Below are 24,445 nucleotides of genomic sequence, written 5' to 3' on the forward strand. Positions count from 1 at the left end.
GAGTGAAGATGGAGAGAGGAAAGGTGTATCTGGTAGGAGCAGGACCCGGGGATCCGAAGCTGATTACGGTGCGTGGACTGGAATGCATTAAGGAAGCAGACGTCATCGCCTATGACCGTCTGATCAACAGGGAACTGCTGGAATACAGCAAAAAGGATTGCGAGCTGATCTTTTGCGGGAAGCTGCCCGGAAAACATGAACTGATCCAGGAACAAATTCATGATTTACTCGTGGAAAAGGCGATGGAAGGAAAAGTCGTCACCCGGCTCAAAGGCGGCGATCCGTTCGTGTTCGGCCGTGGCGGGGAGGAAGCGGAAGTCCTTGCGCAGCATGAGATCCCGTTTGAAATCGTACCCGGCATCACGTCCGGTATCGCGGCTCCGGCCTATGCAGGAATCCCTGTGACCCACCGTGATCATGCGGGTTCCTTTACGATCGTCACGGGACATGGACGCAAGGAGAAGGGACAGGACTTTATCAACTGGCGTGCACTTGCCGAAGGAAGCGACACGATCTGTTTTTACATGGGAATCGGCAACCTGAAGCATATCTGTTCCGAGCTCATCGCACACGGAAAGCGTTCGGATACGCCAGCTGCGGTGATCGAATGGGGAACGACCGAAAACCAGCGGACCGTCACCGGAACCCTTGAAACCATACTGGACAATGCCCAAAAAGAAAACATCACCCATCCGGCCATGGTCATTGTCGGCGAGGTCGTGAGAATGCGCGAGAAGATCAGATGGTTCGACCGGATCGAAGCGGCGCTCACGAAGTAGGAGGGGAAAGATGACACAAAAAGGGATGATCCTCGTGTACACGGGAGACGGAAAAGGCAAAACCACCGCCGCCCTCGGACTGGCCATCCGGGCCGCCGGAAGAGGAAAGAAGGTGGTGATGCTGCAGTTCATCAAATCACCTTTCCGCACGTACGGGGAGAAGCTGATGTTTGATAGGATCGGCATCGAGATGATCCAAACGGGTGTGGGGTTCACCTGGACAAAGACACCTGAGGAACACCGCACGGCGCTAAAAGCTGCCTGGCAGCTCGCAAGGGAAAAGCTGTCCGATGAGCAGTATGACATGGTCATTTTGGACGAGATCAACAATGCCCTGGCGATTGATAAATTTTCGGTCGATGATGTGCTGCCGTTTTCAGAAGTTGTAGAAGCACTGAAAAACCGTCCATCCGGGATGCATGTCGTGCTCACCGGCCGGAGCGCCAGACAAGAGATCAAGGACCAGGCCGACCTGGTCACGGAAATGAAGCCGGTCAAACATTACTATGATGAAGGGGTCGGCGCCATCAAAGGAATCGAATTTTAAAGAAAGCCGCCTCGGACAGGTGGCTTTTTTACTGTTCTCATAAAAATAAACCTCAAAATTTTATCGATTTTTGTTTACAAAACGTTTATCGGGGTATTTTAGTCCCTGAGCAAAGATATCATTGACGAGGAGGAATTTACTATGAGTAAACAAGTCATCGGAGTATATGATTCTGAAGAGGCAGTCGTAACAGCAGTGCAGCAACTACAAAACAAAGGGTACGACACGGATGATATCTCTGTCGTAACGAACCATGAACGCAGCCATGATAACATTGAAATGAGAACAGGTGCAGAAGTAGACAATCTAGCAGAACTGAACAAAGAAGAAGAGACACTATTCGATAAAATAAAAAACGCATTTACAGATGATGAACCAAGAAGAGACAACACCAACCTCGGAGAACGCCTGGAGGATCTCGGCCTTCCAAGTTCCACTGCATCCTCTTATGCAACAGATGTGGAAGCCGGAAAAATTCTGTTGGTCGTGGATAGCGACAGAGACATCGATGACCTGAACAATGATGATCCTTTAAATAATGCAGCGACAGGAACCACAACCGGATACGGAACATCCACCGCGACAGCAGGTGACTTCAGAGATGATCTTACCGACAGGCCAAATGACCTGGGACGTGACGACTATGGCAACAATTTGGATGTCGACCGCGAACGGCCGATCGATTCCCGTGACAGCCTCAATACAGACTTTGACAGCAGCCGTGATGATGAGCTTCTTAGAGGAAATCGTGCGGATACGAATGTTGGGACAGGTCTTGACCTGGACAACGATGACACACTCGGTAATCGAAACGATGTGGACGAAGAGCGCAGGATGAAGCTCCGGGAAGAGCAGCTGGAAATCGATAAACGGCGCGAACAAACAGGTGAAGTAAACGTTAATAAAAATGTAATTGAGGAACACCAAAGTGTAGACGTTCCGGTTGAACATGAAGAAGTGTATGTGGAACGCCGTCCGGTGAACGATACCGATCGAACAGACGCAGGACCGATTGGCGACAACGAAGAAATTCGTGTTCCGTTGACCGAAGAGCGTCTTGAAGTCAACAAGAAACCTGTGGTTTCAGAGGAAATTGTAGTCGGCAAAAAGAAAGTAACCGAGAACCAGCGTGTCGATGAAACAACTCGACGTGAAGAAGCTGACATCGACCGTGACGGTGCCCTTGGCTCAAGAAATGGTCTCAAGGGAGGAGGACTAGCTGCCGATGATGAACTCCCTGAAAACGAACGCAGCCTCCGGGCAGATTCCGATCTCGCTGATCGCAATGCACGATTGGGTACGGATTCAGATATCAACTCTCGTGAAAACCGTGATAACGACCTGACCGATGTTGATGATGAGCTGAGAGACCGAACTCGCCGCACGAAGCGTAATTCGGATGATGATGGGTTGTTTTAAAAATAAAAGATAACTAAATCCCCGGGATGTAAAAGCATTCCGGGGATTTTTTGTATAACGTTTATATAAACTACATCCTTTTTTTGATAGATAAGTGCTGCATATCTGTAAAGAAGAAGGATTTCTGCTCGGTCATAAATTTTGAGATGAGTTCAGGAACAGAACGGGACAAAACGTTATGATTCTGCAGATTTTCTCTTGTTGGAGCGAGCCAGTAGAATTCTAGATGATCTTCCTTGGCTAGAGGATGCGGATAATGATTTTCCAATTCGCTTGAGGGGCAATTTACTTCGAAAACATGGGAAACTGAATGGATGACCTTTTCATTCTCAAGGTAACTGTCTTCCATTACACCCATAAACCTACTAGCAGTAATACTTTTTAGCCCCAGTTCTTCAAACAGTTCCCGTTGAAGTGCCATTTCACAGCTTTCACCTATTTCAACCCCGCCTCCGGGCAGAAAAGAATGTGCACCTTTAAGTCGTGCGATGAGAATTTTGTCTTGGTATGATATGACAGCTCTTGCCACATGCCGACATACAGTTTCCATAAATTCAGCTCCTATAGGATATTTCGCTGTTAAATAATAACATATACCTAAAAGAATACCTATTAAAATAAGCGTACCGGCCATCCGCCGATACGCTTTTCTTCTATATATTATATTCTGCACACCTGAACCGGACAGTCCTCACAATTGCACATGTCCTTCAAATAATCCAGGTCCTTAATAATCATGCTGCCGTCCTTTGCCTGGTCGAGGACTTTATCTTTCTTCAGCACACTGACCATCCGACTGACGGTTTCCCTTGAAGTCCCGACCAGTTCAGCCAGTTCTGTATTCGTCAGCTGAAGAGAAAGAACAATCCCTTCTTCGGTCATCTTCCCATACGAGTTCGCAAGACGGATCAGGGTAGAGCAAAGTGCGCCATTCTTTCCGTATAACATAAGATCACGAAGCTTGGAGCGGGTGATTTGATGCATGAGGCTGGTCCAGCGGACGAACTCTAAGGCCATCTCACCATTGCTGCGCATCATCTCTTCCAGTTCGGCCTGATGAATCACACCGACCGTGCTTTTTGTGGAGGCCACAGCACTGAACGAGTGCTTTTCGTTTCCTAGTGCGTTGAGTTCCCCTATTAAGTCTCCGTTTTGGAAGATGGAGAGCACGAGCTCCTTGCCATCCTCGGTCATCTTCGTTCCTTTAATCATGCCTTCCTGGACAAAATACAGCTTGTCGGCCGGTTCATTGTCCATGAAAAGCATTGTTCCTTTATCTATCGTACATGTCATCATGATTTCTTCGAGTATCTTAAGCGTTGGTTCGGAGAAAAACTCTGTTTGTTGAACGGCTTCTTTCCCGCGAGTTTTCATCTTGTTCCCTCCAGTATCTTCCACATCTTACGCATAGTATATCAAACAATCCTCACCTATTGATGTGATATCTGTCACAGAGAAATGAATTTCAGGAGAATACAGTAAAGGTAGAAACCAGTCAAAAGGAGGAGTCCTGATGAAGAGCGTATTTGATCCAACGGTTGAGACCCGTGAGGTTGTCATGAAATGCCCAAGAGCCGGAGACCTTCTGAAGAATTATCGGATTGATTATGTACGAAACGGCAGCCAGCCGATTGGGGAGGCCATCAAGGAACGGAACCTGAACTCCAGTTATGTGCTGAATGAGCTGAATACATTGTACGAAAAGAACAGGGACTATCAGCGGGGAATGACCAAATGGGAGAAACAAAAAGTGAACGCTTTGATCCAATACATTATCGACGCCCACCATTCGTATTTGTATATGGTATTACCGAAGCTGCAAAGTATGATCACCACCATCTTTAACAAGCACGTTGACACCCATCCCGAGCTGTCCCATGTTCACTATTTGTTCTCCATTCTGAAAATCGAACTGGAACAGCATATCCTGATCGAAGAAGAGCTCATTTTTCCAAAGATCCTGGCCTACGAAAAGAAACCCACGCTCAATGCTTTAATCGACATCAAGGAATTCGTAGAAGATCTAAAAAGAGAGCACGAACACATCGGCCAGTTCTTAAAAGACTTAAGGGAATTGACGAACGACTATAAAGAACCAGAAGATGCCAGTGAAACGTACCGGCTGGCTTATGTAAAACTGGATGAGCTGGAGTCGGATTTGTTTCAGCATCTGCATTTGGAGAATAATGTGTTGTTTCCAAGAGTGCTTGGCTGACTCTATTGGAAGTTGGTACTCAGATGTATGGGTAAACAATTCGGGAAAGATTTTTTGAGATCATGTAATGCATGAAAAAGTACTTTTATAATACCGACTCAATCAAGCAAGAATTTGAGGAATACGTATTCTTGTAAGTTTCAGAAATTATTGCTGCTTCTAACATTCTTCTGAGGGAGATAATATAAACCTTTGTCCTACTAACATAAAAAACAGCCATTTCGTTAAGAAATTGCTGTTTTGTTTTCATTAAAAATCCGATATTTAGTTTAATGCATTCTACCTGTTAGTTAACGTAAGACAAGCACATAATCTTTACGTACAAATAAAGCCTATTTAAACCGCTTCTAAAACCCTCTCTTTTTCTAGTATGACGCTTTGCCTATATTCATCGGCTTCTGCTAGTTTAGTAAATTCTACTGTCTTATTATGATTGCTCTTAAGATTAATTTAACGGTATCAAGAATAAATTCTTTACCTTTCTTCTTGTCGTCTCCAATAGCCCAGTCTAATCGGTGTAAGGTTGCAACCTTTTCCTTAACCATTTGTTTTTGTTGTTGACGGATGTCCTTTAGTGTAGCTTGGAAGGCTTCAAAATTTTCAAACCCGTACTTAGGGGTATAGAAACCGAACGATTGGGTATCCAATTCATCATTCATAAACATTATCTCTTTACTCAATTTATCCATGTCACTATTTAGTAGGGATTTCTTTGTCTCTAGGGCATGAATGTCATTCCCAATTGTTACCTTTGATTTTTCTAAATCTAATAAACTGGATGTATCAGAAATTTGCTTAGAAAGAGTATCCTTTTGGTCGTTTAATTCCTTAATTTTCTTTATTAGTTCTTTCTTAATTTCTGATGCGTCCATAACCGGTTTGAATGATTCCAGTTCCTTTTCAATTTTTTCCTTGCGGCTCGCTAATGCCATCATTTCCTTGTTAAGCTGTGGATTTTCCCTTTAGTGTTTATAACCTCGTCCAAGCTGTTTTCCTTCCAGTATGCTTCCGCTTTCTTTAATTCCTTATTGCGGCCAACGATAAGAACGATTGCGAATATGGGTGGAATAATAAAATCCATAACGCGAATAAAATCTGGTTATGTAGGGTTAGGGGAAGTAAAAGAATAAGCGGTAATGGTTAAGGATTTGATTTTTTGGTTAACGGGGAAAGATTATTAGAACAAAATCTGAGGCAACAGCTATTGGAGAAAATAGTGATAATCCCGACTTTGCAGATTGGGCAGTCAAAGTTGATTGGATTAAAGCCTATGATAGAAACAATGCTAAGTGGAAGACTGGAGGATTTGCAAATCAGAATATAGTTTGTAAGTTAAGGGATGAACGAACATTGGGTTGGTTGAAAAAAGATTTTCCTTTGACAATAGGGTAAGGCGTTAGAGACTGGTTAAAGAATAAGGTACAATAATACTGTAAAACAACTAGATTTTTTGAAAAGAGGTTAGATAAATGCCAACCTACAACAAACTCGTCCGGGATAAAATACCAGAAGTGATTGCAAACACAGGTAAATCCTTTAACACCACTCTATTAGAAAATGATCAATACATAAGAGAACTAAAGAACAAGTGCTACGAAGAGCTCGATGAATATGCTTCGGCTGAGTCTGATGAGCATGCAATTGAGGAGCTGGCGGACCTGCTGGAATTGATGCATGCCTTAGCCAAAGTTAATGGAGCTGATATTTCTGAAGTGGAACGTGTCCGTCAGGAGAAAGCGGAAAAGCGCGGAGGTTTTGAAAAGCGTATTTTCCTAGTGGATGTTGAAGATGAATGAAGCCTATTAAACTTGTAACAGGTAACTTGAAAGAGGAATTGTCAGGTTTATTAAATGATGCAAGTTCAATCTATATTTTAACGTCGTTTGTTATGAAGTCCGGAGTCAGCTTGCTGGCTCCTTTTTTAAAAGAAGCTGTCATTAGAGGAGCAGAAGTGAAAATCTGTACCGGCGATTATTTGTATGTTACCCAACCTGATGCCCTTCAAAAACTGCTGGACATCGATCCCAAGATTGAAATTCAACTGTATCGAAGCAATGGACGCTCCTTTCATCCCAAGGCCTATCTCTTTCAAAATGAAGATGGACATGGCTCTTTTATTATTGGCTCCTCTAATCTTTCCAGATCAGCGCTAACGAGCGGTGTGGAATGGAATTTGGTTGTGAATGAAGAGATCGATCAGGATATCTATCAGGAGGCGCTTGATGCTTTTGTTAAAACCTTTCACCATGAACAAACGATTCCGATTAATGCCGAGACCTTAAAGGATTATCGGGAGGCTTACGATCGGTATCACAACCGTCATCCCAACTTACTGAAGGAATGGACAGAGGCAGAAGAAGAGGAGTTAACCCTTCCAGCCCAAACTGAACCGCAAGTAATAATGGAAATTCCAACACCTTTTACTTTCATATCTCCAAGACAAGCGCAACAGGAAGCATTGGAGATGCTTAATAGCACCATGGAAGAAGGATACACAAAAGCCATGGTAGTGATGGCAACAGGATTGGGGAAAACCTACCTTGCTGGGTTTTTTGCTCAACAATTCAAACGGATCCTTTTTGTGGCGCATAGAGAAGAAATACTAGGACAGGCAAAAGAGTCCTTTCGTAAGATCATGCCGGAGAGAACAATGGGTCTTTTCTATGGAAGAGAAAAGGAGGGAGATGCGGATTGTATTTTTGCCTCCATTTATACACTTGGCATCCACCGTCACCTTGCCAGCTTTAAACCGGATGATTTTGATCTGATTATTGTGGATGAGTTCCATCATGCCGCAGCAGCTTCCTATAAAAAAGTCATCAATTATTTTGAACCACAGTTTTTACTCGGCATTACTGCTACACCAGACCGTATGGATGGGAAGGATGTCTATGCAATCTGTGATGGTAATGTAGCCTACCAGCTTCATTTTATTGAGGCCATTCAAAAACAATGGCTGGCCTCCTTTCATTATTACGGTGTGTATGATGAAACCGATTATTCCCAGATTACATGGCTTGGAACCCGCTATGATGAAGAGGAGCTTGCTTTCTACCAACTAAGGGAAGAGATGGCTGAAAAAATAGTAGAAGCCTGGGGAACTCATAAACAAACTAGGACGATTGCCTTTTGTTCCTCCATACGGCAAGCCAACTTCTTATCAAATTACTTTAACACCCAGGGGTATCAAACGGTAAGTTTAAACTCTCAAACAGTTGGGGTTACTCGTGGAGAAGCAATACGCCAGCTGGATCAAGGGAACATCGATATTATATTTACGGTGGATCTATTCAATGAAGGAGTAGATATTCCTTCTGTTGACACGCTTCTTTTTGTCCGGCCGACGGAATCATTGACTGTATTTACCCAGCAGGTAGGAAGGGGTCTCCGCTTATTTGCTGGCAAGGAACATTGTGTCATTATCGATTTGATTGGCAACTATCGAAATGCGGATATTAAGCTGCAATTATTTAATACAGAGCCTCAGGAAAAAGGTAACAGCAAAAGAATGGGAATACCAGCCGTTCCTCCTGGCTGCGAACTGAATTTAGAATTAGCAGTTATCAATCTATTGAATGAAATGAAAAGAAAGCGGCAGCCGAGAAAAGATAAGCTGTATGCAGACTATATTCAGCTTAAAAAGGAGTTGGGAAGAAGACCGACATATTTAGAGCTTCATCTTCATGGGAAATCAAATAGCACTGAATATAAGCAGGAGTTTAAGTCCTACCCGGGTTTTTTATACTGGGCAGGTGAGTTAAGTGAGTTGGAACAGGACGCATTCCTTCATAATGAAGAGTGGTTTATGGAAGTTGAAAGAACGGGTATGGCCAAAAGCTATAAAATGATCGTTTTGGAGTATATGATGACCAGAGGGCAGGATGAGTGGTATAAACCGGTACTGCCGGAAGAAGTCGCACCATTTTTTCATCAATATTTGACTGAGAAAGAATACAGAAAGCGAATCGATTTTAACGATAAAGCCTCCAGACGGCTGTGGGATTATGATGAAAAGAAGGTGGCTTCTCTGATAGCAAGTATGCCGATGTCGAAGTGGAGTGGGAGTTCGAAGGGGCTTATTGAATTTCAGGGTAGAACATTTTCAATTAATATAACATTTGCCGAAATGTTCAGGGAGATTATTTACGAATGGACAAAGCAGATTTGTAATTATCGGTTACATTATCATTTTGAAAAAAGAGAAAAGGTGACTATATTAAAATAATCAATATTCTTGCAGACTATTTTTTTCAAAAGCAGAGCTATATTAGCTCTGCTTTCCAATTTAACCTTTAAACCCCACAACCACATCATGGTTATGCTTCTCCAGCAATCCTTTTGCCTCGTCCAGCTTCTGGCTGCGGAGAAGATGGATGAGGAGGGAGTGTTCCTCGATGGATTTTTCGATGTTGCCTTCGTAGGAGAAGGAAATGCTCTGGATGGTAAGGAGCGGCGTGGTGAGACGGTTGTACATGGTCTTGATCGTTTCGCTCTGGCTCATCTCGATGATGTATTTGTGAAAGAGCTGGTTGAGCTGGGCGTAATGGTTCACATCCCGTTCCTCCTGCATGGTGTCGAGGAGGCTGTTCATCTTTTTGATGATGGCCGGATCGACGCCATGCTCCTTGATCCGTCTCATCGCCATGGATTCCAACATATTTCGGATCTCCAGCAAATCATAGATTTCATTGGGGGAGTAGTGTTTCACGACGGCTCCTTTTCTCGGAATCTTCTCCACAAGTCCTTCGATTGTTAAAAGGTAGATGGCTTCGCGGATGGGCGCGCGGCTGATGCCGAACTCCTCGGCGTACAGGTTCTCCACGAGTTTTTCCCCTGGCTTCAGTTCTCCTGTGATGATTTGGTGGGTAATTTTTTCGGCAATGCGGTTGGAAAGGGCGTGTTTATCGAATTCTGAAGTGGCCATCATATCTGCTCCTCACATTTTTTTCATAAAAGGGTTGTCGACTGTTGCCTCTTCCTATACAATAAGCTTAATATTCAGAAAAATCAACAGATAGAGCAGCTAGAGCACGACCCACCATGTTCAGTCACCCAGATTTAGAAGCAAATTGTCGACAGTATCCATTATTTTGTTAGCGCTTTCAAAAATCAGGAGGTGTTTCAGTTGGTGATTTATGGTGTTGCGTTGCTGGCAATCTGTACATTGGTTGGTGCATTTGTGGGGGACCTGCTTGGAATCGTGCTGGGCGTTGAGTCCAATGTCGGCGGTGTCGGGGTAGGTATGCTTTTGCTCGTTCTCATCGTGGATGCGTTAAAGAAGAGAGGAAAGCTGGAGCTGAAATCTCAGGAAGGCTTGAACTTCTGGAGTTCGATGTACATTCCAATCGTTGTGGCGATGAGTGCCCAGCAGAATGTAGTGGCGGCGGTTAAGGGAGGGCCCCTTGCACTCATCGCCGGGGCAGGTGTGGTTGCAGTCAGTTTTCTGCTTGTACCGATATTGAGTAAGATCGGCCAGAAGCAGAGGAGTACTGAACAAGTAACGCCAGAATACAGGGAGGAGCCGGTACGATGATAGATACCCTCGTTTCTGTTTTCAAGAACAATGGCCTCGTTCTCTCCTTTGCGTTGATCGGTGTTATCATGTATGTATCGTATTTTCTTTCTGCAAAGCTGACGAGAGGGCGCATCCACGGATCGGCGATTGCCATCATTCTCGGGTTGTTTGTTGCCTATCTTGGAGGGCTCAACACAGGCGGTGAGAAGGGGCTGGCTGATATCGGCATCTTTGCTGGCATCGGTATTATGGGCGGCGGCATGCTCAGGGATTTTGCCATTGTGTCGACCGCGTTTGGTGCAAGCTTTGACGAGATTAAAAAGGCGGGAGTCGGGGGCGTGATCTCCTTATTTCTGGGCGTTATCGTTTCTTTCGTTTTCGGTGTCGTTATCGCGCTTGCATTCGGGTATACCGATGCGGTGAGTCTGACTACGATTGGAGCTGGAACGGTCACCTATATCGTCGGACCGGTGACAGGCAGCGCGATTGGCGCCAGTTCAGAAGTGATGGCGCTATCCATCGCGGCCGGTCTCGTAAAATCGGTGTTCACCATGACGTTTACGCCGTTTATTGCTAAGTACATCGGGCTGAATAATCCGCAGTCGGCACTCGTGTTCGGCGGGCTGCTCGGAACCACGAGCGGTGTGGCAGGCGGATTGGCTGCGACCGATCCGAAGCTCGTTCCGTACGGAGCGTTGACAGCTACCTTTTATACCGGCTTAGGCTGTCTGATCGTGCCTTCACTTTTCTTTATCGTCATGAAAGCTTTTTTTGCTTAAAATTTTTAAAAGAACGGAGGGAATTCAGTGAGCATCGCGTTTCTTTTTCCCGGCCAGGGTTCACAGGTTCCGGGAATGCTTCACGAATTGCCCGATCACCCGGTGATCCATCAAACGATCGCAGAAGCGGGTGAGATCCTTGGGATGGATGTTCTTCGTCTTGATACCGAGGAAAAACTTCAATCCACGGTTTCCGTTCAGCTTTGCTTGCTGGTGGCGGAGGTGGCCGCGGCAAGAGTCCTCCTGGAGGAAGGCGTGAAGCCGGAGATGGCAGCGGGCCATTCGGTTGGTGCGTTTGCCGCTGCCGTCATTGCCGGTGCGATGGATTTTCCATCGGCACTGACTACAGTCAAACGCCGGGCGGAATTAATGGAAGCAGCCTATCCGGAAGGCTATGGCATGGGTGTCGTTACCGGGTTAAAGCAGGATAAGGTCTTAAAGCTGACAGGTGATGCGTTCAGTGAAGACCAGCCGGTTTTTCCGGCCAACCTGAATGCCGAAGATCAGGTCACACTGGCAGGGGACATGCGGTGCATTGAGTATGTCCTGGAGCGGGCCAAACAGGAAGGAGCACGAAAAGCGTTTCTTCTGCCGGTCAGTGTTCCTTCCCATTGTGAACTGCTTCATGAGGTGTCACAAGAGTTGGCGGGCGAGCTGTACAAGATTCCTTTTAAGAATCCGTCCATACCGTGCCTCAGCAATTCAACCGCACGCGCGCTCAGAAGGGGCGAGGACATCCGGCACGATTTAGCGGTCAGCATCGCCCGGTCGGTCAAGTGGCACGAAGCGACGCTGCTTATGAAGGAGATGGGAGCGACTCTGTTTCTGGAAATGCCTCCGGGCAGGGTGCTCACTGATCTGGCGGGCGCCGCGCTTCCATCAGTCCGCTCCTTGTCGCTTTCGGAGAGCGGCATAAAGTCCGCTGTTTTATTAGGCAAAAGATATAGAAATGGTTGATAGCAGGAAGGGAGAGAATCATATGATAAATGAAGCAACGGAAGAACGTTCATGGACGACGAGAAGGGATAAAAAAGCGAAAAAGATTTTACAAGTAAGTCAGCTGGCTGTAGATAAAATCCTTCCGTCGGAAAAAATGGTGGAAGCTCTTGAAATGCTGATCTCTCCGGGTGACCGGGTGGTGCTGGAGGGAGACAACCAGAAACAGGCGTCCTTTTTGTCGCACGTGCTGACCCAGGTGGATCCTCAAAAGGTCTACAAGCTGCATATGATCATGTCCAGTATATCCCGTCCGGAGCATCTGGATATTTTTGAATACGGCATCGCCGAGAAAATTGATTTTGCTTATGCCGGTCCGCAAAGCCTCCGGGTTGCACAGATGCTGGAGGACCGCAAGCTGAAGATGGGTGAAATCCACACGTACCTGGAGCTGTTCGGCCGTTTGTTCATCGACCTCATTCCGAACGTTGCCCTGATCGCTGCAGATCAGGCGGACGTGTATGGCAACCTTTACACAGGGGCCAACACGGAAGAGACACCAACGATTGTCGAAGCTACGGCCTTTAAGGACGGCATCGTCATCGCCCAGGTGAACGAACTGGTGGACGAGCTGCCGCGTGTGGATATCCCGGGTTCATGGATCGATTTTGTGGTGGTGGCTGACAAGCCGTATCAGCTGGAGCCGCTGTTCACCCGTGATCCCCGTCATATTACCGATCTGCAGGTGTTGATGGCCATGATGACGATCCGCGGGGTGTATGAGCGGCATCAGGTTCAGTCCTTGAATCATGGGATCGGGTACAATACGGCGGCGATTGAATTGTTGCTGCCAACGTATGGGGAGTCACTGGGATTAAAGGGGAAGATCTGCAAGCACTGGGCACTCAATCCGCATCCGACGTTGATCCCGGCAATCGAGAGCGGCTGGGTGGAAAGCATCCATTGCTTCGGCGGAGAAGTCGGGATGGAACAGTATGTGGCAGCGCGTCCAGATGTCTTTTTTACCGGAAGAGATGGAAGTCTTCGCTCGAACCGCGCGATGTCCCAGGTGGCTGGGCAGTATGCGGTCGATCTGTTTGTCGGTTCCACTCTGCAGATGGACCGGGACGGCAACTCTTCAACGGTTACGTCTGGAAGGCTCGCAGGCTTTGGCGGAGCACCGAACATGGGACATGACCCGCGGGGACGCCGGCATTCCACACCGGCATGGCTTGATATGAGAACGAGCAATGACGAACTTGCACGGGGAAGAAAGCTTGTCGTTCAGATGGTGGAAACCTTCCAAAAAGGAAATGAGCCGGTGTTCGTGGAATCGATGGATGCAGTGAAGGTGGGACTGGATGCGAATCTGGCGACCGCTCCGATGATGATCTATGGCGATGATGTGACCCACGTGGTGACGGAAGAAGGGATCGCTTACCTCTATAAAAGCGACAGTGTGGAAGAACGGCGACAGGCGCTGTCAGCGGTGGCTGGCGTGACGCCGATCGGTCTGCAGCATGACACGAAACAAACCGCGGCTTTACGGGAGAAGGGGCTTATAGCTTTCCCAGAAGATCTTGGTGTGAACCGGACAGAAGCCAAACGCTCTCTGCTTGCGGCAAAAAGTGTGGAAGAAATCGTCGACTGGTCCAAAGCGCTCTACAACCCGCCGGCAAGCTTCAGGAGCTGGTGATGGATCAAAAGACCGTGGTGGCAGAAACCCTGGCAGAACTGGCAGTTCAGGCTTTATTGGATGAAGTGAACCTCACGCCAAAGCCGGGACTTGTTGATCAGGAGAACAACGGCGCACATTATGATCTGACACTGAAGTTGATGCACCGGTCGGCGGAGAGCTTGAGACCTGTTTTTGCTGAAATTGCGGAAGCTTCTTATGAGAGGGTACCGAGCCAGGAGTTGCGTGAAGAGATCGCAGCGATTGGAAGAAATGGTGAGCTGGTGATGCTAGGTATTACCGGTGGCGTCAACACCCACAAAGGGGCGATTTGGTCCTTGGGATTGCTGGTTTCAGCGGCTGCTAGTGATGCTGAATTGTTCGACCCAGTGCAGGTGGCAGAGCGGGCAGGCAGAATCGCCCGTTTTCCAGACCGCTATTGTCCTGTCGCATCCACCAACGGCTCAAAGGTGAAAGCCGCCTATCAAGTGCCGGGAGCGAAAGGTGAAGCTCAGCTCAATTTTCCGCATTTGTGCAAAGTGGGTTTGCCATTTTTACAAAACGCACGAGAAAAAGGAATTTCGGAAACCAACGCCAGGCTAGATACACTTTTGGCGATCATGAGTGAACTGGATGATACTTGCATCCTGCACCGGGGCGGAATGAAGGCACTACAAGCGGTCAAAAAAGGTGCCAGTGATGTATTGGATAACGGGGGCACATCGAAAACCGCAGGACGTCTGGCACTATTCGGACTGGATGAAACGATGATGGAGTTATTTATTTCCCCGGGAGGCAGTGCTGATCTGCTGGCCGCGGTGTTGTTTTTGGATGCCTTGCAAAAAGAGAGAAGCTTAAAAGGAGGAGTGGCAGTTGGAAACGTTACATTTTGAATATGACGCAAAGGAAGAATGCCACAAACGGGCGCATGTTGGTGTGGTAGCATCAGGTGACCTGGAAGTGCTGCTGGAGCCGTCATCCGATCAAAAAGCGAGCGTGACCATTCGGACAGGCAGTGACGGGTTTGGAGATACATGGGATAAGGTACTGGAACGCTTTTTTGCATCCCATCCGGTAGCGGCAAACATTGAGATCAATGACTTTGGCGCGACACCAGGCGTAGTATCGATCCGTCTGGCACAGGCATTGGAGGTGAGCCGTAACCATGAACCAGCTTAAACTGAGTTTGGCCGAACTGAATGCAAGAGAGCGGGTACAGGCTTTGCTTGATGAAGGTACGTTACATGAGCTGCTTGATCCGTTTCAGCGAATGAAATCGCCTCACCTTGAGCCACAGGGAATCATCCCGCAAAATGATGACGGGGTCGTCATTGCCCAGGGAGAGATCGATGGCAAACGAACGCTTGTGATTTCTATAGAAGGCGCGTTTCAAGGCGGGGGAATTGGAGAAGTCTCCGGAAGCAAGATTGCCGGTGCGCTGGAGCTCGCCATAAAAGATAACCAGGAAGGTCACACCATTTATCCGATCATCCTCTTTGATACCGGTGGCGTCCGGCTTCAGGAAGCGAACTACGGCCTGATGTCCATCGCGGAAATTGGTTCCGCTATCGTGGAACTGCGTGACTCGGTCCCTGTAATTGGAGTGATTCCTGGAAAAGTCGGCTGCTTTGGCGGGATGTCCATCACAGCAGGCCTTTGCTCAAAGCTTATCATGACGCGTGAAGGTCGTCTGGGCTTGAACGGGCCTGAAGTGATCGAGCAGGAAGCAGGACTTGAGGAATTCGATTCCACTGACCGGCCGCTGATCTGGGGAACAATCGGCGGGGAACAGCGCGTCGCCACCGGGTTTGCCGACATGCTGGCAGACGATGATGTAGAGATCATAAAAGAAGGTATCGTTTCCTTTATGCAGCCAACAGAAGATGAGCCACGAAGTGCACAGGTGGAAAAGTATCTTTCTCTCATCAAAAGCGTGGATCCGACAGCAGAATGGAGCCCGGCAAGTGCCAGGGAAATCATCAATCAGCAAGGTTCCGGATCACCAGCGTTTGAGCCTGCACCTTCAACTTCTAAAGAAGAAAAACAGAGCAGGGGACGAACATGGTTTCAAGCGTTAACAGGAGATCCGCATTCTTTAAGCGAGGATGTTCGATCTGTTTTATGTGCAGATGCGAAGCTCGGAGATGAAACAGCGCGGTTCCTTTCGATAGTGCCGGATGTTCACCACGGTTTTCCCCGGGTTCGTCATGGGGAAGTCGGTCTTCTTGAAGGCTGGAGCATCGCTCGTTATGTTCGGGAATCAATGGAAGCCGATCAAGGCGGGACTCCTCGTCCGATTGTGGCTATCATTGATGTTCCAAGCCAGGCATACGGACATAAAGAAGAGCTTTTTGCGATCCATCAGGCGTGTGCGGCTGCAGTCAATGCGTATGCATCGGCAAGGCTGAATGGCCACCCGGTCATTGCCCTGATCGTCGGAAATGCAATTTCCGGGGCTTTCTTGTCCCACGGCTTCCAGGCGAACCGCATTTTGGCCCTCGATGATGTTGGAGTGAATGTGCATGCCATGTCCAAGCAATCTGCTGCACGAGTTACACGCCGGACGATTGAGGAACTGGAAGAAGCCACGAATAAAGTACCGGCCATGGCCTATGACATCAATTCCTTCAACAGCCTTGGAGTGCTCTCTTCACTGATCAGCGGAATCGATGCTGACTCACCTTCACAAGAAGAAGTGGAAGCCGTTCGAAAGAAACTCGTGGAAACGGTGGAAAACATTAGAGAAGGCGGACCAGATCTAAAGAACCGGCTAACCTCGGAAAATGCAGTAAATGGTGGGAGAAAAGCTTCAATCAAAGTGAGAAAAAAGCTGGCGGAACAATGGAAATAAGAACGCACGACATCATTCGCGTTGACGACATTTCAAAACTGGTCTGTTTGACCGAGGTGCCGGAGTGGGTGACCGGGGAACTCACCGATAAACCATTTGTTGTGGTCCGACGGGCTGCGGGACTCGAAGGCAGGGTACCGGTTGGCATCAGGGGAGAGACGCGCAACCAGCGGTTCGGCTGTTTTTTACCAGAGGAAGAATGTTCCATCGTGATTTCACCGGAACAGCTGACAAAGGAGAAGCCATGGAAACAGACCGATCGAAGACTTTCGATTGTGGCGATCGAGGTGCTTGATCGGGTGGACGAGTTAATGACGTCAGAAGAGATGATCTGGGGACCGACCGGGAGTGTTGGGTTTGAGCTTGCCTCCGGACTCGATACTGCCCATGCTGGCAGTGATCTGGATCTCGTTATTCGTAGTGACCAACCGCTGCCGATGGACAAGGCAAAAAGGCTGGTTCAGGAACTCAGCCAATTTCCCGTGCATATTGATGTTCAATTGGAAACGGGAAAGGGCGCCTGCTCGCTGGCTGAATACTCCCGAGGACAGGATTCCCTGCTTCTGAAAACGGTGAACGGTCCGATGCTCGTAAAGGATCCGTGGAGTGAACACTAAAAACAGGCTGCGACCTGAGTCGCAGCCTGTTTCTGTTTTCTTTATTACTTATTACTTTGATCAGCCTTTGCGGCCTTCTTAAACGCTTTTTTGTAGAGAACCTCTTGTGTACTGAATAAACCATTATTTTTGTCGGTAAAATCGCGATAAAGCTGATTCTTAGCCTTCATTTCAGTTCTCCCTTCATCATTGATGTCTTATAGTATTTTAATTCTCTGCATCAAAAGAAGAAAACGTCACTGGCCAAGCCGCTTGCTTAAAAAAGATAAGAATACGTTGGGTCTCCATAAGTAAGGGTGCCGTCGTCCCTAAAACCGAACTTTTTATAAAAGGATTGTGCTGACAGGTTCTCTGTATGGACCGTCAGGCGCAGACGGTGGGCAGAGGGATGCTGCTGTTTCAGTTTTTTAACCACTTCATTTAAGGCTTGAGCACCAAAGCCGCTTCGCTGGAACCTTTTATCGATAAAAAAGTGAAAGATCCAATAATCGTCCTGACTTTCGGGCGTATAATGAAGGTTCAAGAATCCTACTAACTCGTCGCCGTTATAGATGCCATAGGGCTCAACCACCCGGTTCTCTGGCCGTATGTAGGCTTTCGCGAGCGCCATGGCAACCGGCGGAGTAGCCGATGATACAAACCTTGCCTGATCGGGATGGACAGACAGCTCCAGGGCTTCGCGGTAGTTTTCTGCGTTAATTTCGATAAGCTGAATCAAAGACATAAATCCTCCTTAGCATTTACAAACCATCAGGCAGTTGCCGTCCGGGTCCTGAAAATTAAAATAATGCCCATGCTGGATCTCGGTTAATCCATCTACGTTCTTGTTTAACATATAGGCATGGGCTTCTTCAATGTGATGAGTATTGAAATGGAACAACGGTGTTTTTGCGATGAGATCCGGCGAATAAATCTTGCTGTCCAGTACTATTCCCGAACCTTTCATCGGAAGAACATAAATATGGCCAAACTGTACTTCATCATCTGCCGGCACACCCAATAGATCGCAGTACCAATCGCGTGCCCGTTCGATGTTGCTTACAGGAATAAAAACCGTTCCAATTTCGTTTAATACAGGGCTGTTCATATAAAATCCTCCTGACTTGGTAGCTTCCAATCTATTACATTCCTCATTTCGTCCGGTAATCCTCCTGCAGGTTATTATATAATCGAAGTATCATCATTTAACAAAGAATACGAAGGAGCTGCATATGACCATCATCGATAAATTAAAACTATCAAAGTACCAGAACATGGCTGTCGTTAATCAGCCAGAGGATTATGATGTGTTCACCAATCAGCCTACTGAGATTACAAAAGAGCATGATGCCATTTTTATTTTTGTTGAAACGTTGGAGGAGATGGTGAAGCATATGGAGGCCATCATTCAACAGGAACCATTAACCGAGAAGGGATATCTCTTTTTTGCTTATCCGAAAAAGGGGAACAAGCGATATTCAACGTTTGTCCACAGAGATGAACTATTTCCGGCAATGAATGTCGGTGAGGACGGATATGTGGGGAGCAGTGATATCAAATTTGCACGGATGGTCAGTATGGATGAGGTTTTTACGGTTGTTGGATTGAAGCGGGAGAAAAAGAAAAACGCAAAGTCCAAAGCAAGCCAATCGGTTTCGGATTACGAACAGTATGTGAAAGATATTGAGCAATTGCTCGCTAGCCATCCAAAGGAACTGGACTTTTATCAAAGCTTGACACCGGGCTACCAAAAAGATTGGGCACGGTATATCTTTTCAGCGAAGCAGGAGCAGACCCGGAATAAGCGTTACCATCAAATGGTCGATATCCTTTCGAAAGGGTACAAATCGCTCGACCTGTTCAGGCAGAAAAAGAAGTAAGCAAGATATTATATTTTTCTGAAAATACAACGTATAATGTGACATTAAAAAGGGATATGGGGAGAAGAAGATGAAGGGGTTGCGTATCGCCAGGCTTATATTCGGTCTTTTTTTGTTTGCGCTGGGTTCGGTGTTTGTCATGAAAGGCAATTTGGGCTTTGGTCCGTGGGAGGTATTTCAGGCAGGGCTTACCCACTGGATGCCTCTCACGATCGGGCAGGCGACGGTCCTTGTAAGCGTCGTTATCGTGCTGTTGATTATACTCTTGAAAGAAAAGATCGGCATCGGGACGCTTGCAAACATGGCGCTGATTGGTTTATTCATGGATTTTATTTTATGGACGAATCTCCTTCCAAAGGCGAACGGCTTGCCTGGAAGTTTGGGATTTGTGGTGCTCGGTTTGTTCACCACGGCACTCGGCAGTTATTTTTATATCGGTTCAGGGTTTGGAGCAGGCCCCCGTGATTCGCTCATGGTCTCGATCCGCAGGAGAACCGGACTTCCAATCGGGGTATGCCGATCATCGCTGGAATGCTCGATCGCTGTTATCGGATGGCTGCTCGGCGGTCCATTGGGGCCGGGAACCGTGATCACCGCTTTTGGTCTCGGATTGTTTGTCCAACTCGTCTTTCGGATGTTTGCCTTTGAAATCACCGCTGTAAACCATGAAAATTTGAGGGAAACGTTTAAAGTTTAATAGGAATAGTGTTAAAGCCTCTGCCCAAAAAGGGAGAGGCTTTTCTATTTGGCGATAATTGAGCGAAACTTGATGGGAATTGAGCGGAAATGAGAGTTGATTGAGCATAATTTTAAATAATTGGGCGGAATTAGATGATATTAAGCATAATTGAAGATTCAGACTTCTGCCCAAGGGCTGACCAACAAAAAAACAGAGCAATTTGCTCCGCTTTTTACTCAAAATTACTTATCATTTAATCCCTTTCCCTCCAGGATATGTTGCGTATATTTCTCCACTCTGGACAGTCGGGTTTTGGGTTGCTTGGCCTGGGAGAAATAAAGCACATAGGCTCGTTGGCGTCCCGGGGTCAGGTCTTGAAAAGCTGTCTTCAAGTCAGGATTTTCATCGAATTTCAATTGAAGTTCTTCTGGGATGGTGAATTCTTTACTCTCTTTAAAGTCAACTGACAAACCGGCTTTTTCTACCTCAATCGCTTGTTGAATATACTCCTTTATGAAGGGCTCCAATTCAGCTATCTCTTGCACATTGGTGAAACGAATCTGCCGTGCTGCCTGGACATTTTCTGTTTGCTGTATGAGAATCCCCTGGGGATCCTGCAGAAGGGCCCCTTTATGAAACAGTAGGGCACAATATTCCTTAAACCCGTGGATTAACACGACATTTTTTCCCTCAAACGTGTAACAGGGGTGCATCCATTTAAAATCTTCGGTCAACTCTTCACAGCTAAGAGCGATACTTCTCAGCTTCTCAAATTCTTCCTTCCACTGTTTCGATCGACTAAAAAATGCTTCAACCTTGGGATTTGTCATCGAGAAACACTCCTCTTCCATTTTTCGATTGCAGTCAGTAAAAATCATTTACGATTGGTGTCTAATTTATAATGTGACAGAAAATGGTATTCTGTCAACCGGATTTTGGATGAGAAGTTTAAGCCATTCTCTCAACTTGGAGAATGGCTCTTTTTGTTTTTCTGATATAACATTTATGAATACAAAATCCTCATCAAGATATCCTGCGGGTAATCGCCGAGCATGTTTCCGAACAGGTTGATTCCGCCGATATTTACAGCGTCTGATTTGATGCCCACTCTGAAGTTCAAGTGCTTTTGTTTATCAACAAGAACGTCTTTTAATGTCACATCGGACACCCGCACTTCGTCCAGAAAGCTTCCTTCCCAGTTGATTTTCCACGTCTTCAAAAGTCCGTATTGGGTGTGCCCGTCGGTTGGGAACCAGATCGGGTTCAGGATTCCTTTTCTTTCCCCGAAATCCCCAGGACATGTCCAGGTACAGATTTCTTTGTTGTTTACCCAGATGGTGATATCAGAAGGCCACTCATGATTGTATTGAGGGGCTTCCGAACAGATCTCCATGGAAAATTGCACGGATTGGATGTTCGCCTTTGGCGGGAGCTGCAATGGAAACCGGTAGTCTACGTATCCTTTTCGAAACCAGACCAGCTGGGCGTTTACCCGCTCGGGATGGTAAAAAAGCTCTGGCTCATCAAAAGGATCGAGCACCCCGTTTTTTGTAATGATGCCGCAGGTGGGCGAGATGTCCGAATCGGTATAATGGCCGATCGGCATCTCCAGTTCATAGACATTTTCCTTAATCTCGTAATTGAAATTCATCCTGAGGTCCATGTGTATATCATCAAATACCCTTGAGCATACTTTCATGGTGCCCCTCGTTGCCGGAAGCATCTCAGTGTAGATGATCCCCGCTTTTTCCAAAACCCGAACGTTTAGGGCAATGGTGGAGACCGCCAAATTGAGTTCTTCGGCTATTTCATTCACATTCATTTTCTTTTGATTTAATAATTTTAGAATATCAATTCTGACTTTGGATGAAAGCGCATGAGCGACTTTGATCAGTGTATCGGATTCATCAATGGTTAGTTCCAGCAATGTAATGCAACCCCTATCTGTTTGGTTATGAACACGTTCACTTATGGGTCAATCATAAAATATAAATACGATTGTACAAAGACAATTTTAGAGTTTGAACAATAATTTACTAACTAAAAAAGATATTGACTTATCAAAAAGAAAGGTTTATCTTAACAATTAATACAGATATTATGTTTCAAACAAGATATTTGTATTAATTAACTGCAAAATAACAAACAGAATCTGCAGCCAAGACTTGCACCATAAATTATCGGAATATTAAGAAAAGGGGGACGGGGTTACAGAGTAAATGAGAAACTGTTTTTTTTAGTATGCCAGTAATGTAAGCGCTTTAATTAAAAAGATAAGGGGAGATCAATATGAATAAGAGAGTAAGAGTAATCGTCAGCGGATTCGTTTTACTTGTTTTACTGCTTTCCTTAGGAGCGTGCAGTTCGAAGTCTTCATCGGGCTCAGCCGGAGGGAAGAACGAGATCGTTTTCTGGAACCCGTTCACAGGACCTGACGGAAAAAATATGAAGGCAATGGTCGATGCCTATAACAAAACCAATCCCAAGTATAAAGTAAAAAACATCTCACTGGCAGAAGGCGATATGTATGCCAAAATCCCAACGGTGGTTAACTCCAAAAGAAACATTCCTGATTTGAACATTGTTCATGCGGAGCGGATCAAGCAATTCGTGGACAAGGACATGCTCGTCCCGATGGATGATTATCTCTCCAAATATCCTGACATTAAAGCGGAAAATTATATTAAAGCAGGCTGGGATATCGGCAGTCTGAATAATAAACGATACAGCGTTCCGTTGGATGTACATAGCTTTGTCATGTACTACAACAAAGATCTGGTGAAAAAATATGCTCCGAACGCTCTGGATGACAACATCGTAACCTACGATGAGATCAAGGCAGCGGGTGCGAAAGCGAAAAAGGACAAAATTATTGCTATGCCGGTCACCTGGATGAAGCCAACCTTCCTTTCGGTGTACAGCCAAATGGGCGGCAGTATCACAAGCGATGGCACACAGCCTACTTTGGACACGGACAAAGCAGCCGACACCCTCAAGCTATACAATGACATGGTCAAATCAGGCATTACCAATAAAGACGGCCAGGATGCGGGGCAGACCTTCAAGTCAGGTAAAGCGATCTTCTATCCGGAGGGCATCTGGATGCAGAATGATGTGAAGACTGCCAAGAATCTTAATTGGGGTATGACCAACTTCCCGCAGCTAAGCGATGACAAGAACAAGATGGTGAACTGGAGCTCTTCTCACCAGTTTGTTTTGTTGAAAAATCCGGAACGCGACAAAAAGAAAACAGAAGGCGTCATGAAGTTCATTGACTGGGTAAAGGATAATTCACTTCCATGGGCGGAAGCGGGACAAAACCCTGCAGCCCTGGCAACTCTTGATAACCCCGATTATCAAAAAATGCCGCAGTCGTTCCTAGTGAAGGATGCGACAGAGCAGAAGTCGCTCAAAATCTTTGACTACAAATACAACGGCTATGTCTCTGAACAGCTGGACAAGATCGGCAATGATACGGTCTTCGGAAAACTAGATATTCATAAAGCATTGAAAAGTGCGCAAAAAACAGTAGAAGACAAGATTGCCCAGGATAAGTAACCAGCCGGGTCTCTGCGAGGGGGCGATTGGGGGAGTCCCTCTATCGCCCTCTACTAAACGAGAACAGGAGAGTAAATATGGATGTAAAACTAACAGAAAACAAGAGAGTCGACGTTCTGTCACCAGTCAGCCTGAAGCCGCGCCGAAAGGGATTCAACGTGATGCCAATGGTTTTCATTGGGCCGCATCTGTTGCTGTTTGCATTATTCTTTCTCATTCCGATCTTTTTTGGCGTGTATATATCGTTTACGAATTGGGACTTGATCAACACTCCGGAGTTTGTGGGGCTGGATAACTATAAGGAAATCCTGTTTAACAAAGAATCCACCTTTTACACCCAGCTGCATACGGGGCTAGGGAACACGTTCAAGTTTGTGATCTTTACGGTCCCAGCGTGTATCATCATTCCTTTGCTGCTGGCAGCGGCCCTTCATGTGAAGCCGAGAGGAAGCAAGGTGTTCCAGGCGATTTTTTACCTGCCTGTCTTGTTCTCCATTTCGGCAGTCATGATTATCTGGTCCATGATGTTTAATGTATCGTTTGGTCCGATCAATCATTATTTTGATTCTGCTCCCAATTGGCTGGGCACACAGCCTTATGCGTGGGTCGCGCTCGTCGTTGTAACCGTCTGGTGGGGAATCGGTGGAAACATGATCATCTATCAGGCGGCTTTAAACGGGGTGTCCAAAGATTATTATGAAGCAGCTTCCCTTGATGGAGCTGGCAGGATCCAAAAGTTTTTTCACATCACCTTACCAAGCATCAAGAATCAGCTCTTGTTCACCGTGGTTATCACCACGATTGCGCAGTTTAACGTTTACGGACAGGCGCTCATGCTGACCAAGGGTGGACCTTCCGGCACAACAACGGTACTCCTCATGTACATCCGGCAGAATGCGTTTGGCTCCGGCCAATCCATTGCCGGAATCGGTTCGGCGATGGCAGTCATTCTCGGGCTCTGTATTATGGTGGTCTCGATCATTCAATTCTTCTTATTGAGAGAAAAGAAGTAGGAG

At 46.5% G+C, this 24,445-nt stretch carries 27 protein-coding genes; 18 read left to right on the forward strand and 9 right to left on the reverse strand.

Annotated features, from left to right (window positions below; all coding sequences use genetic code 11):
- The first annotated feature begins 8 nt into the window (after window positions 1–8).
- From cobA to AS030_RS02855, 3 genes are all read left to right on the forward strand, one after another.
- Window positions 9–779 (forward strand): uroporphyrinogen-III C-methyltransferase, encoded by a 771-nt coding sequence (gene cobA / locus AS030_RS02845; protein ID WP_061968161.1) that lies wholly within the window; start codon window positions 9–11, stop codon window positions 777–779.
- Between the two features lie 10 nt (window positions 780–789).
- Complete coding sequence (gene cobO / locus AS030_RS02850) at window positions 790–1,326, forward strand: cob(I)yrinic acid a,c-diamide adenosyltransferase (RefSeq protein WP_061968163.1); 537 nt, start codon at window positions 790–792, stop codon at window positions 1,324–1,326.
- 141 nt (window positions 1,327–1,467) lie between these two features.
- Entirely contained in the window at window positions 1,468–2,745 is a 1,278-nt protein-coding gene (locus AS030_RS02855) for a YsnF/AvaK domain-containing protein (protein ID WP_061968166.1), read from the forward strand.
- Window positions 2,746–2,815: 70 nt separating this feature from the next.
- Here AS030_RS02855 and AS030_RS02860 read toward each other — a convergent pair whose 3' ends face one another.
- Both AS030_RS02860 and AS030_RS02865 read right to left on the reverse strand, forming a co-directional pair.
- A complete protein-coding gene (locus AS030_RS02860; RefSeq protein WP_061968169.1) occupies window positions 2,816–3,295 on the reverse strand; it encodes an NUDIX domain-containing protein in 480 nt (159 codons plus the stop codon).
- Between the two features lie 110 nt (window positions 3,296–3,405).
- Window positions 3,406–4,119, reverse strand: a complete 714-nt coding sequence (locus AS030_RS02865; RefSeq protein ID WP_061968171.1) for a Crp/Fnr family transcriptional regulator — start codon at window positions 4,117–4,119, stop codon at window positions 3,406–3,408.
- A gap of 139 nt (window positions 4,120–4,258) precedes the next feature.
- Here AS030_RS02865 and ric point away from each other — a divergent pair, with 139 nt between their 5' ends.
- Window positions 4,259–4,960, forward strand: coding sequence for an iron-sulfur cluster repair di-iron protein (gene ric, locus AS030_RS02870; protein ID WP_061968174.1), 702 nt, complete (start codon window positions 4,259–4,261; stop codon window positions 4,958–4,960).
- 416 nt (window positions 4,961–5,376) lie between these two features.
- On the opposite strand, the gene AS030_RS02875 is transcribed toward ric, so the two are convergent.
- Window positions 5,377–5,895, reverse strand: a complete 519-nt coding sequence (locus tag AS030_RS02875; protein ID WP_141687012.1) for an SNIPE associated domain-containing protein — start codon at window positions 5,893–5,895, stop codon at window positions 5,377–5,379.
- Window positions 5,896–6,429: 534 nt separating this feature from the next.
- On the opposite strand from AS030_RS02875, the gene AS030_RS02880 reads away from it, so the two are divergent.
- Complete coding sequence (locus AS030_RS02880; RefSeq protein ID WP_061968179.1) at window positions 6,430–6,756, forward strand: nucleoside triphosphate pyrophosphohydrolase; 327 nt, start codon at window positions 6,430–6,432, stop codon at window positions 6,754–6,756.
- The gene (locus AS030_RS02885) at window positions 6,753–9,185 is read left to right on the forward strand and encodes a DEAD/DEAH box helicase family protein (RefSeq protein WP_061968181.1); all 2,433 of its coding nucleotides are present in this window, start codon (window positions 6,753–6,755) and stop codon (window positions 9,183–9,185) included. The genes AS030_RS02880 and AS030_RS02885 overlap by 4 nt, the downstream gene beginning before the upstream one ends.
- Before the next feature lie 60 nt (window positions 9,186–9,245).
- Here AS030_RS02885 and AS030_RS02890 read toward each other — a convergent pair whose 3' ends face one another.
- Window positions 9,246–9,887: a GntR family transcriptional regulator gene (locus AS030_RS02890; protein WP_338082293.1), complete on the reverse strand. Its 642-nt coding sequence runs from the start codon at window positions 9,885–9,887 to the stop codon at window positions 9,246–9,248.
- Window positions 9,888–10,085: 198 nt separating this feature from the next.
- On the opposite strand from AS030_RS02890, the gene madL reads away from it, so the two are divergent.
- The 8 genes from madL to AS030_RS02930 are packed head-to-tail and all read left to right on the forward strand — an operon-like array spanning window position 10,086 to window position 17,333.
- Window positions 10,086–10,493 carry a malonate transporter subunit MadL gene (gene madL / locus AS030_RS02895; protein WP_061968185.1) on the forward strand — a complete coding sequence of 136 codons (408 nt, stop codon included), beginning with the start codon at window positions 10,086–10,088 and terminating at the stop codon, window positions 10,491–10,493.
- Window positions 10,490–11,254: a malonate transporter subunit MadM gene (gene madM, locus AS030_RS02900; RefSeq protein WP_061968187.1), complete on the forward strand. Its 765-nt coding sequence runs from the start codon at window positions 10,490–10,492 to the stop codon at window positions 11,252–11,254. The genes madL and madM overlap by 4 nt, the downstream gene beginning before the upstream one ends.
- Before the next feature lie 27 nt (window positions 11,255–11,281).
- Window positions 11,282–12,211, forward strand: a complete 930-nt coding sequence (gene mdcH / locus AS030_RS02905; protein ID WP_061968190.1) for a malonate decarboxylase subunit epsilon — start codon at window positions 11,282–11,284, stop codon at window positions 12,209–12,211.
- 22 nt (window positions 12,212–12,233) lie between these two features.
- Window positions 12,234–13,886, forward strand: a complete 1,653-nt coding sequence (gene mdcA / locus AS030_RS02910; protein ID WP_176716373.1) for a malonate decarboxylase subunit alpha — start codon at window positions 12,234–12,236, stop codon at window positions 13,884–13,886.
- Complete coding sequence (locus AS030_RS02915) at window positions 13,886–14,758, forward strand: triphosphoribosyl-dephospho-CoA synthase (RefSeq protein WP_061968193.1); 873 nt, start codon at window positions 13,886–13,888, stop codon at window positions 14,756–14,758. Before mdcA ends, AS030_RS02915 begins: the two co-directional genes overlap by 1 nt.
- Window positions 14,739–15,044: a malonate decarboxylase subunit delta gene (locus tag AS030_RS02920; protein ID WP_061968195.1), complete on the forward strand. Its 306-nt coding sequence runs from the start codon at window positions 14,739–14,741 to the stop codon at window positions 15,042–15,044. The genes AS030_RS02915 and AS030_RS02920 overlap by 20 nt, the downstream gene beginning before the upstream one ends.
- Window positions 15,031–16,716: a biotin-independent malonate decarboxylase subunit beta gene (locus AS030_RS02925; RefSeq protein ID WP_061968198.1), complete on the forward strand. Its 1,686-nt coding sequence runs from the start codon at window positions 15,031–15,033 to the stop codon at window positions 16,714–16,716. The genes AS030_RS02920 and AS030_RS02925 overlap by 14 nt, the downstream gene beginning before the upstream one ends.
- Complete coding sequence (locus AS030_RS02930; protein WP_061968200.1) at window positions 16,707–17,333, forward strand: malonate decarboxylase holo-ACP synthase; 627 nt, start codon at window positions 16,707–16,709, stop codon at window positions 17,331–17,333. Before AS030_RS02925 ends, AS030_RS02930 begins: the two co-directional genes overlap by 10 nt.
- A 44-nt stretch (window positions 17,334–17,377) precedes the next feature.
- Here the strand turns inward: AS030_RS02930 and AS030_RS23405 are convergent, their stop codons facing one another.
- From AS030_RS23405 to AS030_RS02940, 3 genes are all read right to left on the reverse strand, one after another.
- Window positions 17,378–17,503: a YfhE family protein gene (locus tag AS030_RS23405; RefSeq protein WP_129476920.1), complete on the reverse strand. Its 126-nt coding sequence runs from the start codon at window positions 17,501–17,503 to the stop codon at window positions 17,378–17,380.
- An 86-nt stretch (window positions 17,504–17,589) separates the two neighbouring features.
- Entirely contained in the window at window positions 17,590–18,057 is a 468-nt protein-coding gene (locus AS030_RS02935; RefSeq protein ID WP_061968203.1) for a GNAT family N-acetyltransferase, read from the reverse strand.
- A gap of 9 nt (window positions 18,058–18,066) precedes the next feature.
- Window positions 18,067–18,420 (reverse strand): VOC family protein, encoded by a 354-nt coding sequence (locus AS030_RS02940; protein WP_061968205.1) that lies wholly within the window; start codon window positions 18,418–18,420, stop codon window positions 18,067–18,069.
- A gap of 124 nt (window positions 18,421–18,544) precedes the next feature.
- Between AS030_RS02940 and AS030_RS02945 the strand changes: the two genes are divergently transcribed.
- Together AS030_RS02945 and AS030_RS02950 are read left to right on the forward strand one after the other, a co-directional pair.
- Entirely contained in the window at window positions 18,545–19,192 is a 648-nt protein-coding gene (locus AS030_RS02945) for a YdeI/OmpD-associated family protein (RefSeq protein WP_061968207.1), read from the forward strand.
- Window positions 19,193–19,262: 70 nt separating this feature from the next.
- On the forward strand, window positions 19,263–19,889 hold the full coding sequence (locus AS030_RS02950; RefSeq protein WP_061968210.1) for a YczE/YyaS/YitT family protein: 627 nt from the start codon (window positions 19,263–19,265) through the stop codon (window positions 19,887–19,889).
- 224 nt (window positions 19,890–20,113) lie between these two features.
- Here the strand turns inward: AS030_RS02950 and AS030_RS02955 are convergent, their stop codons facing one another.
- Together AS030_RS02955 and AS030_RS02960 are read right to left on the reverse strand one after the other, a co-directional pair.
- Window positions 20,114–20,722 carry a YdeI/OmpD-associated family protein gene (locus tag AS030_RS02955; RefSeq protein ID WP_061971475.1) on the reverse strand — a complete coding sequence of 203 codons (609 nt, stop codon included), beginning with the start codon at window positions 20,720–20,722 and terminating at the stop codon, window positions 20,114–20,116.
- Window positions 20,723–20,874: 152 nt separating this feature from the next.
- Window positions 20,875–21,798 (reverse strand): ArsR/SmtB family transcription factor, encoded by a 924-nt coding sequence (locus tag AS030_RS02960; protein WP_061968213.1) that lies wholly within the window; start codon window positions 21,796–21,798, stop codon window positions 20,875–20,877.
- Between the two features lie 362 nt (window positions 21,799–22,160).
- Between AS030_RS02960 and AS030_RS02965 the strand changes: the two genes are divergently transcribed.
- Window positions 22,161–23,429: an extracellular solute-binding protein gene (locus AS030_RS02965; RefSeq protein ID WP_061968215.1), complete on the forward strand. Its 1,269-nt coding sequence runs from the start codon at window positions 22,161–22,163 to the stop codon at window positions 23,427–23,429.
- Between the two features lie 167 nt (window positions 23,430–23,596).
- Window positions 23,597–24,442 (forward strand): carbohydrate ABC transporter permease, encoded by an 846-nt coding sequence (locus AS030_RS02970; RefSeq protein ID WP_240482268.1) that lies wholly within the window; start codon window positions 23,597–23,599, stop codon window positions 24,440–24,442.
- The last annotated feature ends 3 nt before the right edge of the window (window positions 24,443–24,445 follow it).

The sequence above is a fragment of the Fictibacillus enclensis genome (genome assembly GCF_001457035.1).
Taxonomy (GTDB): Bacteria; Bacillota; Bacilli; order Bacillales; family Fictibacillaceae; genus Fictibacillus_C; species Fictibacillus_C enclensis.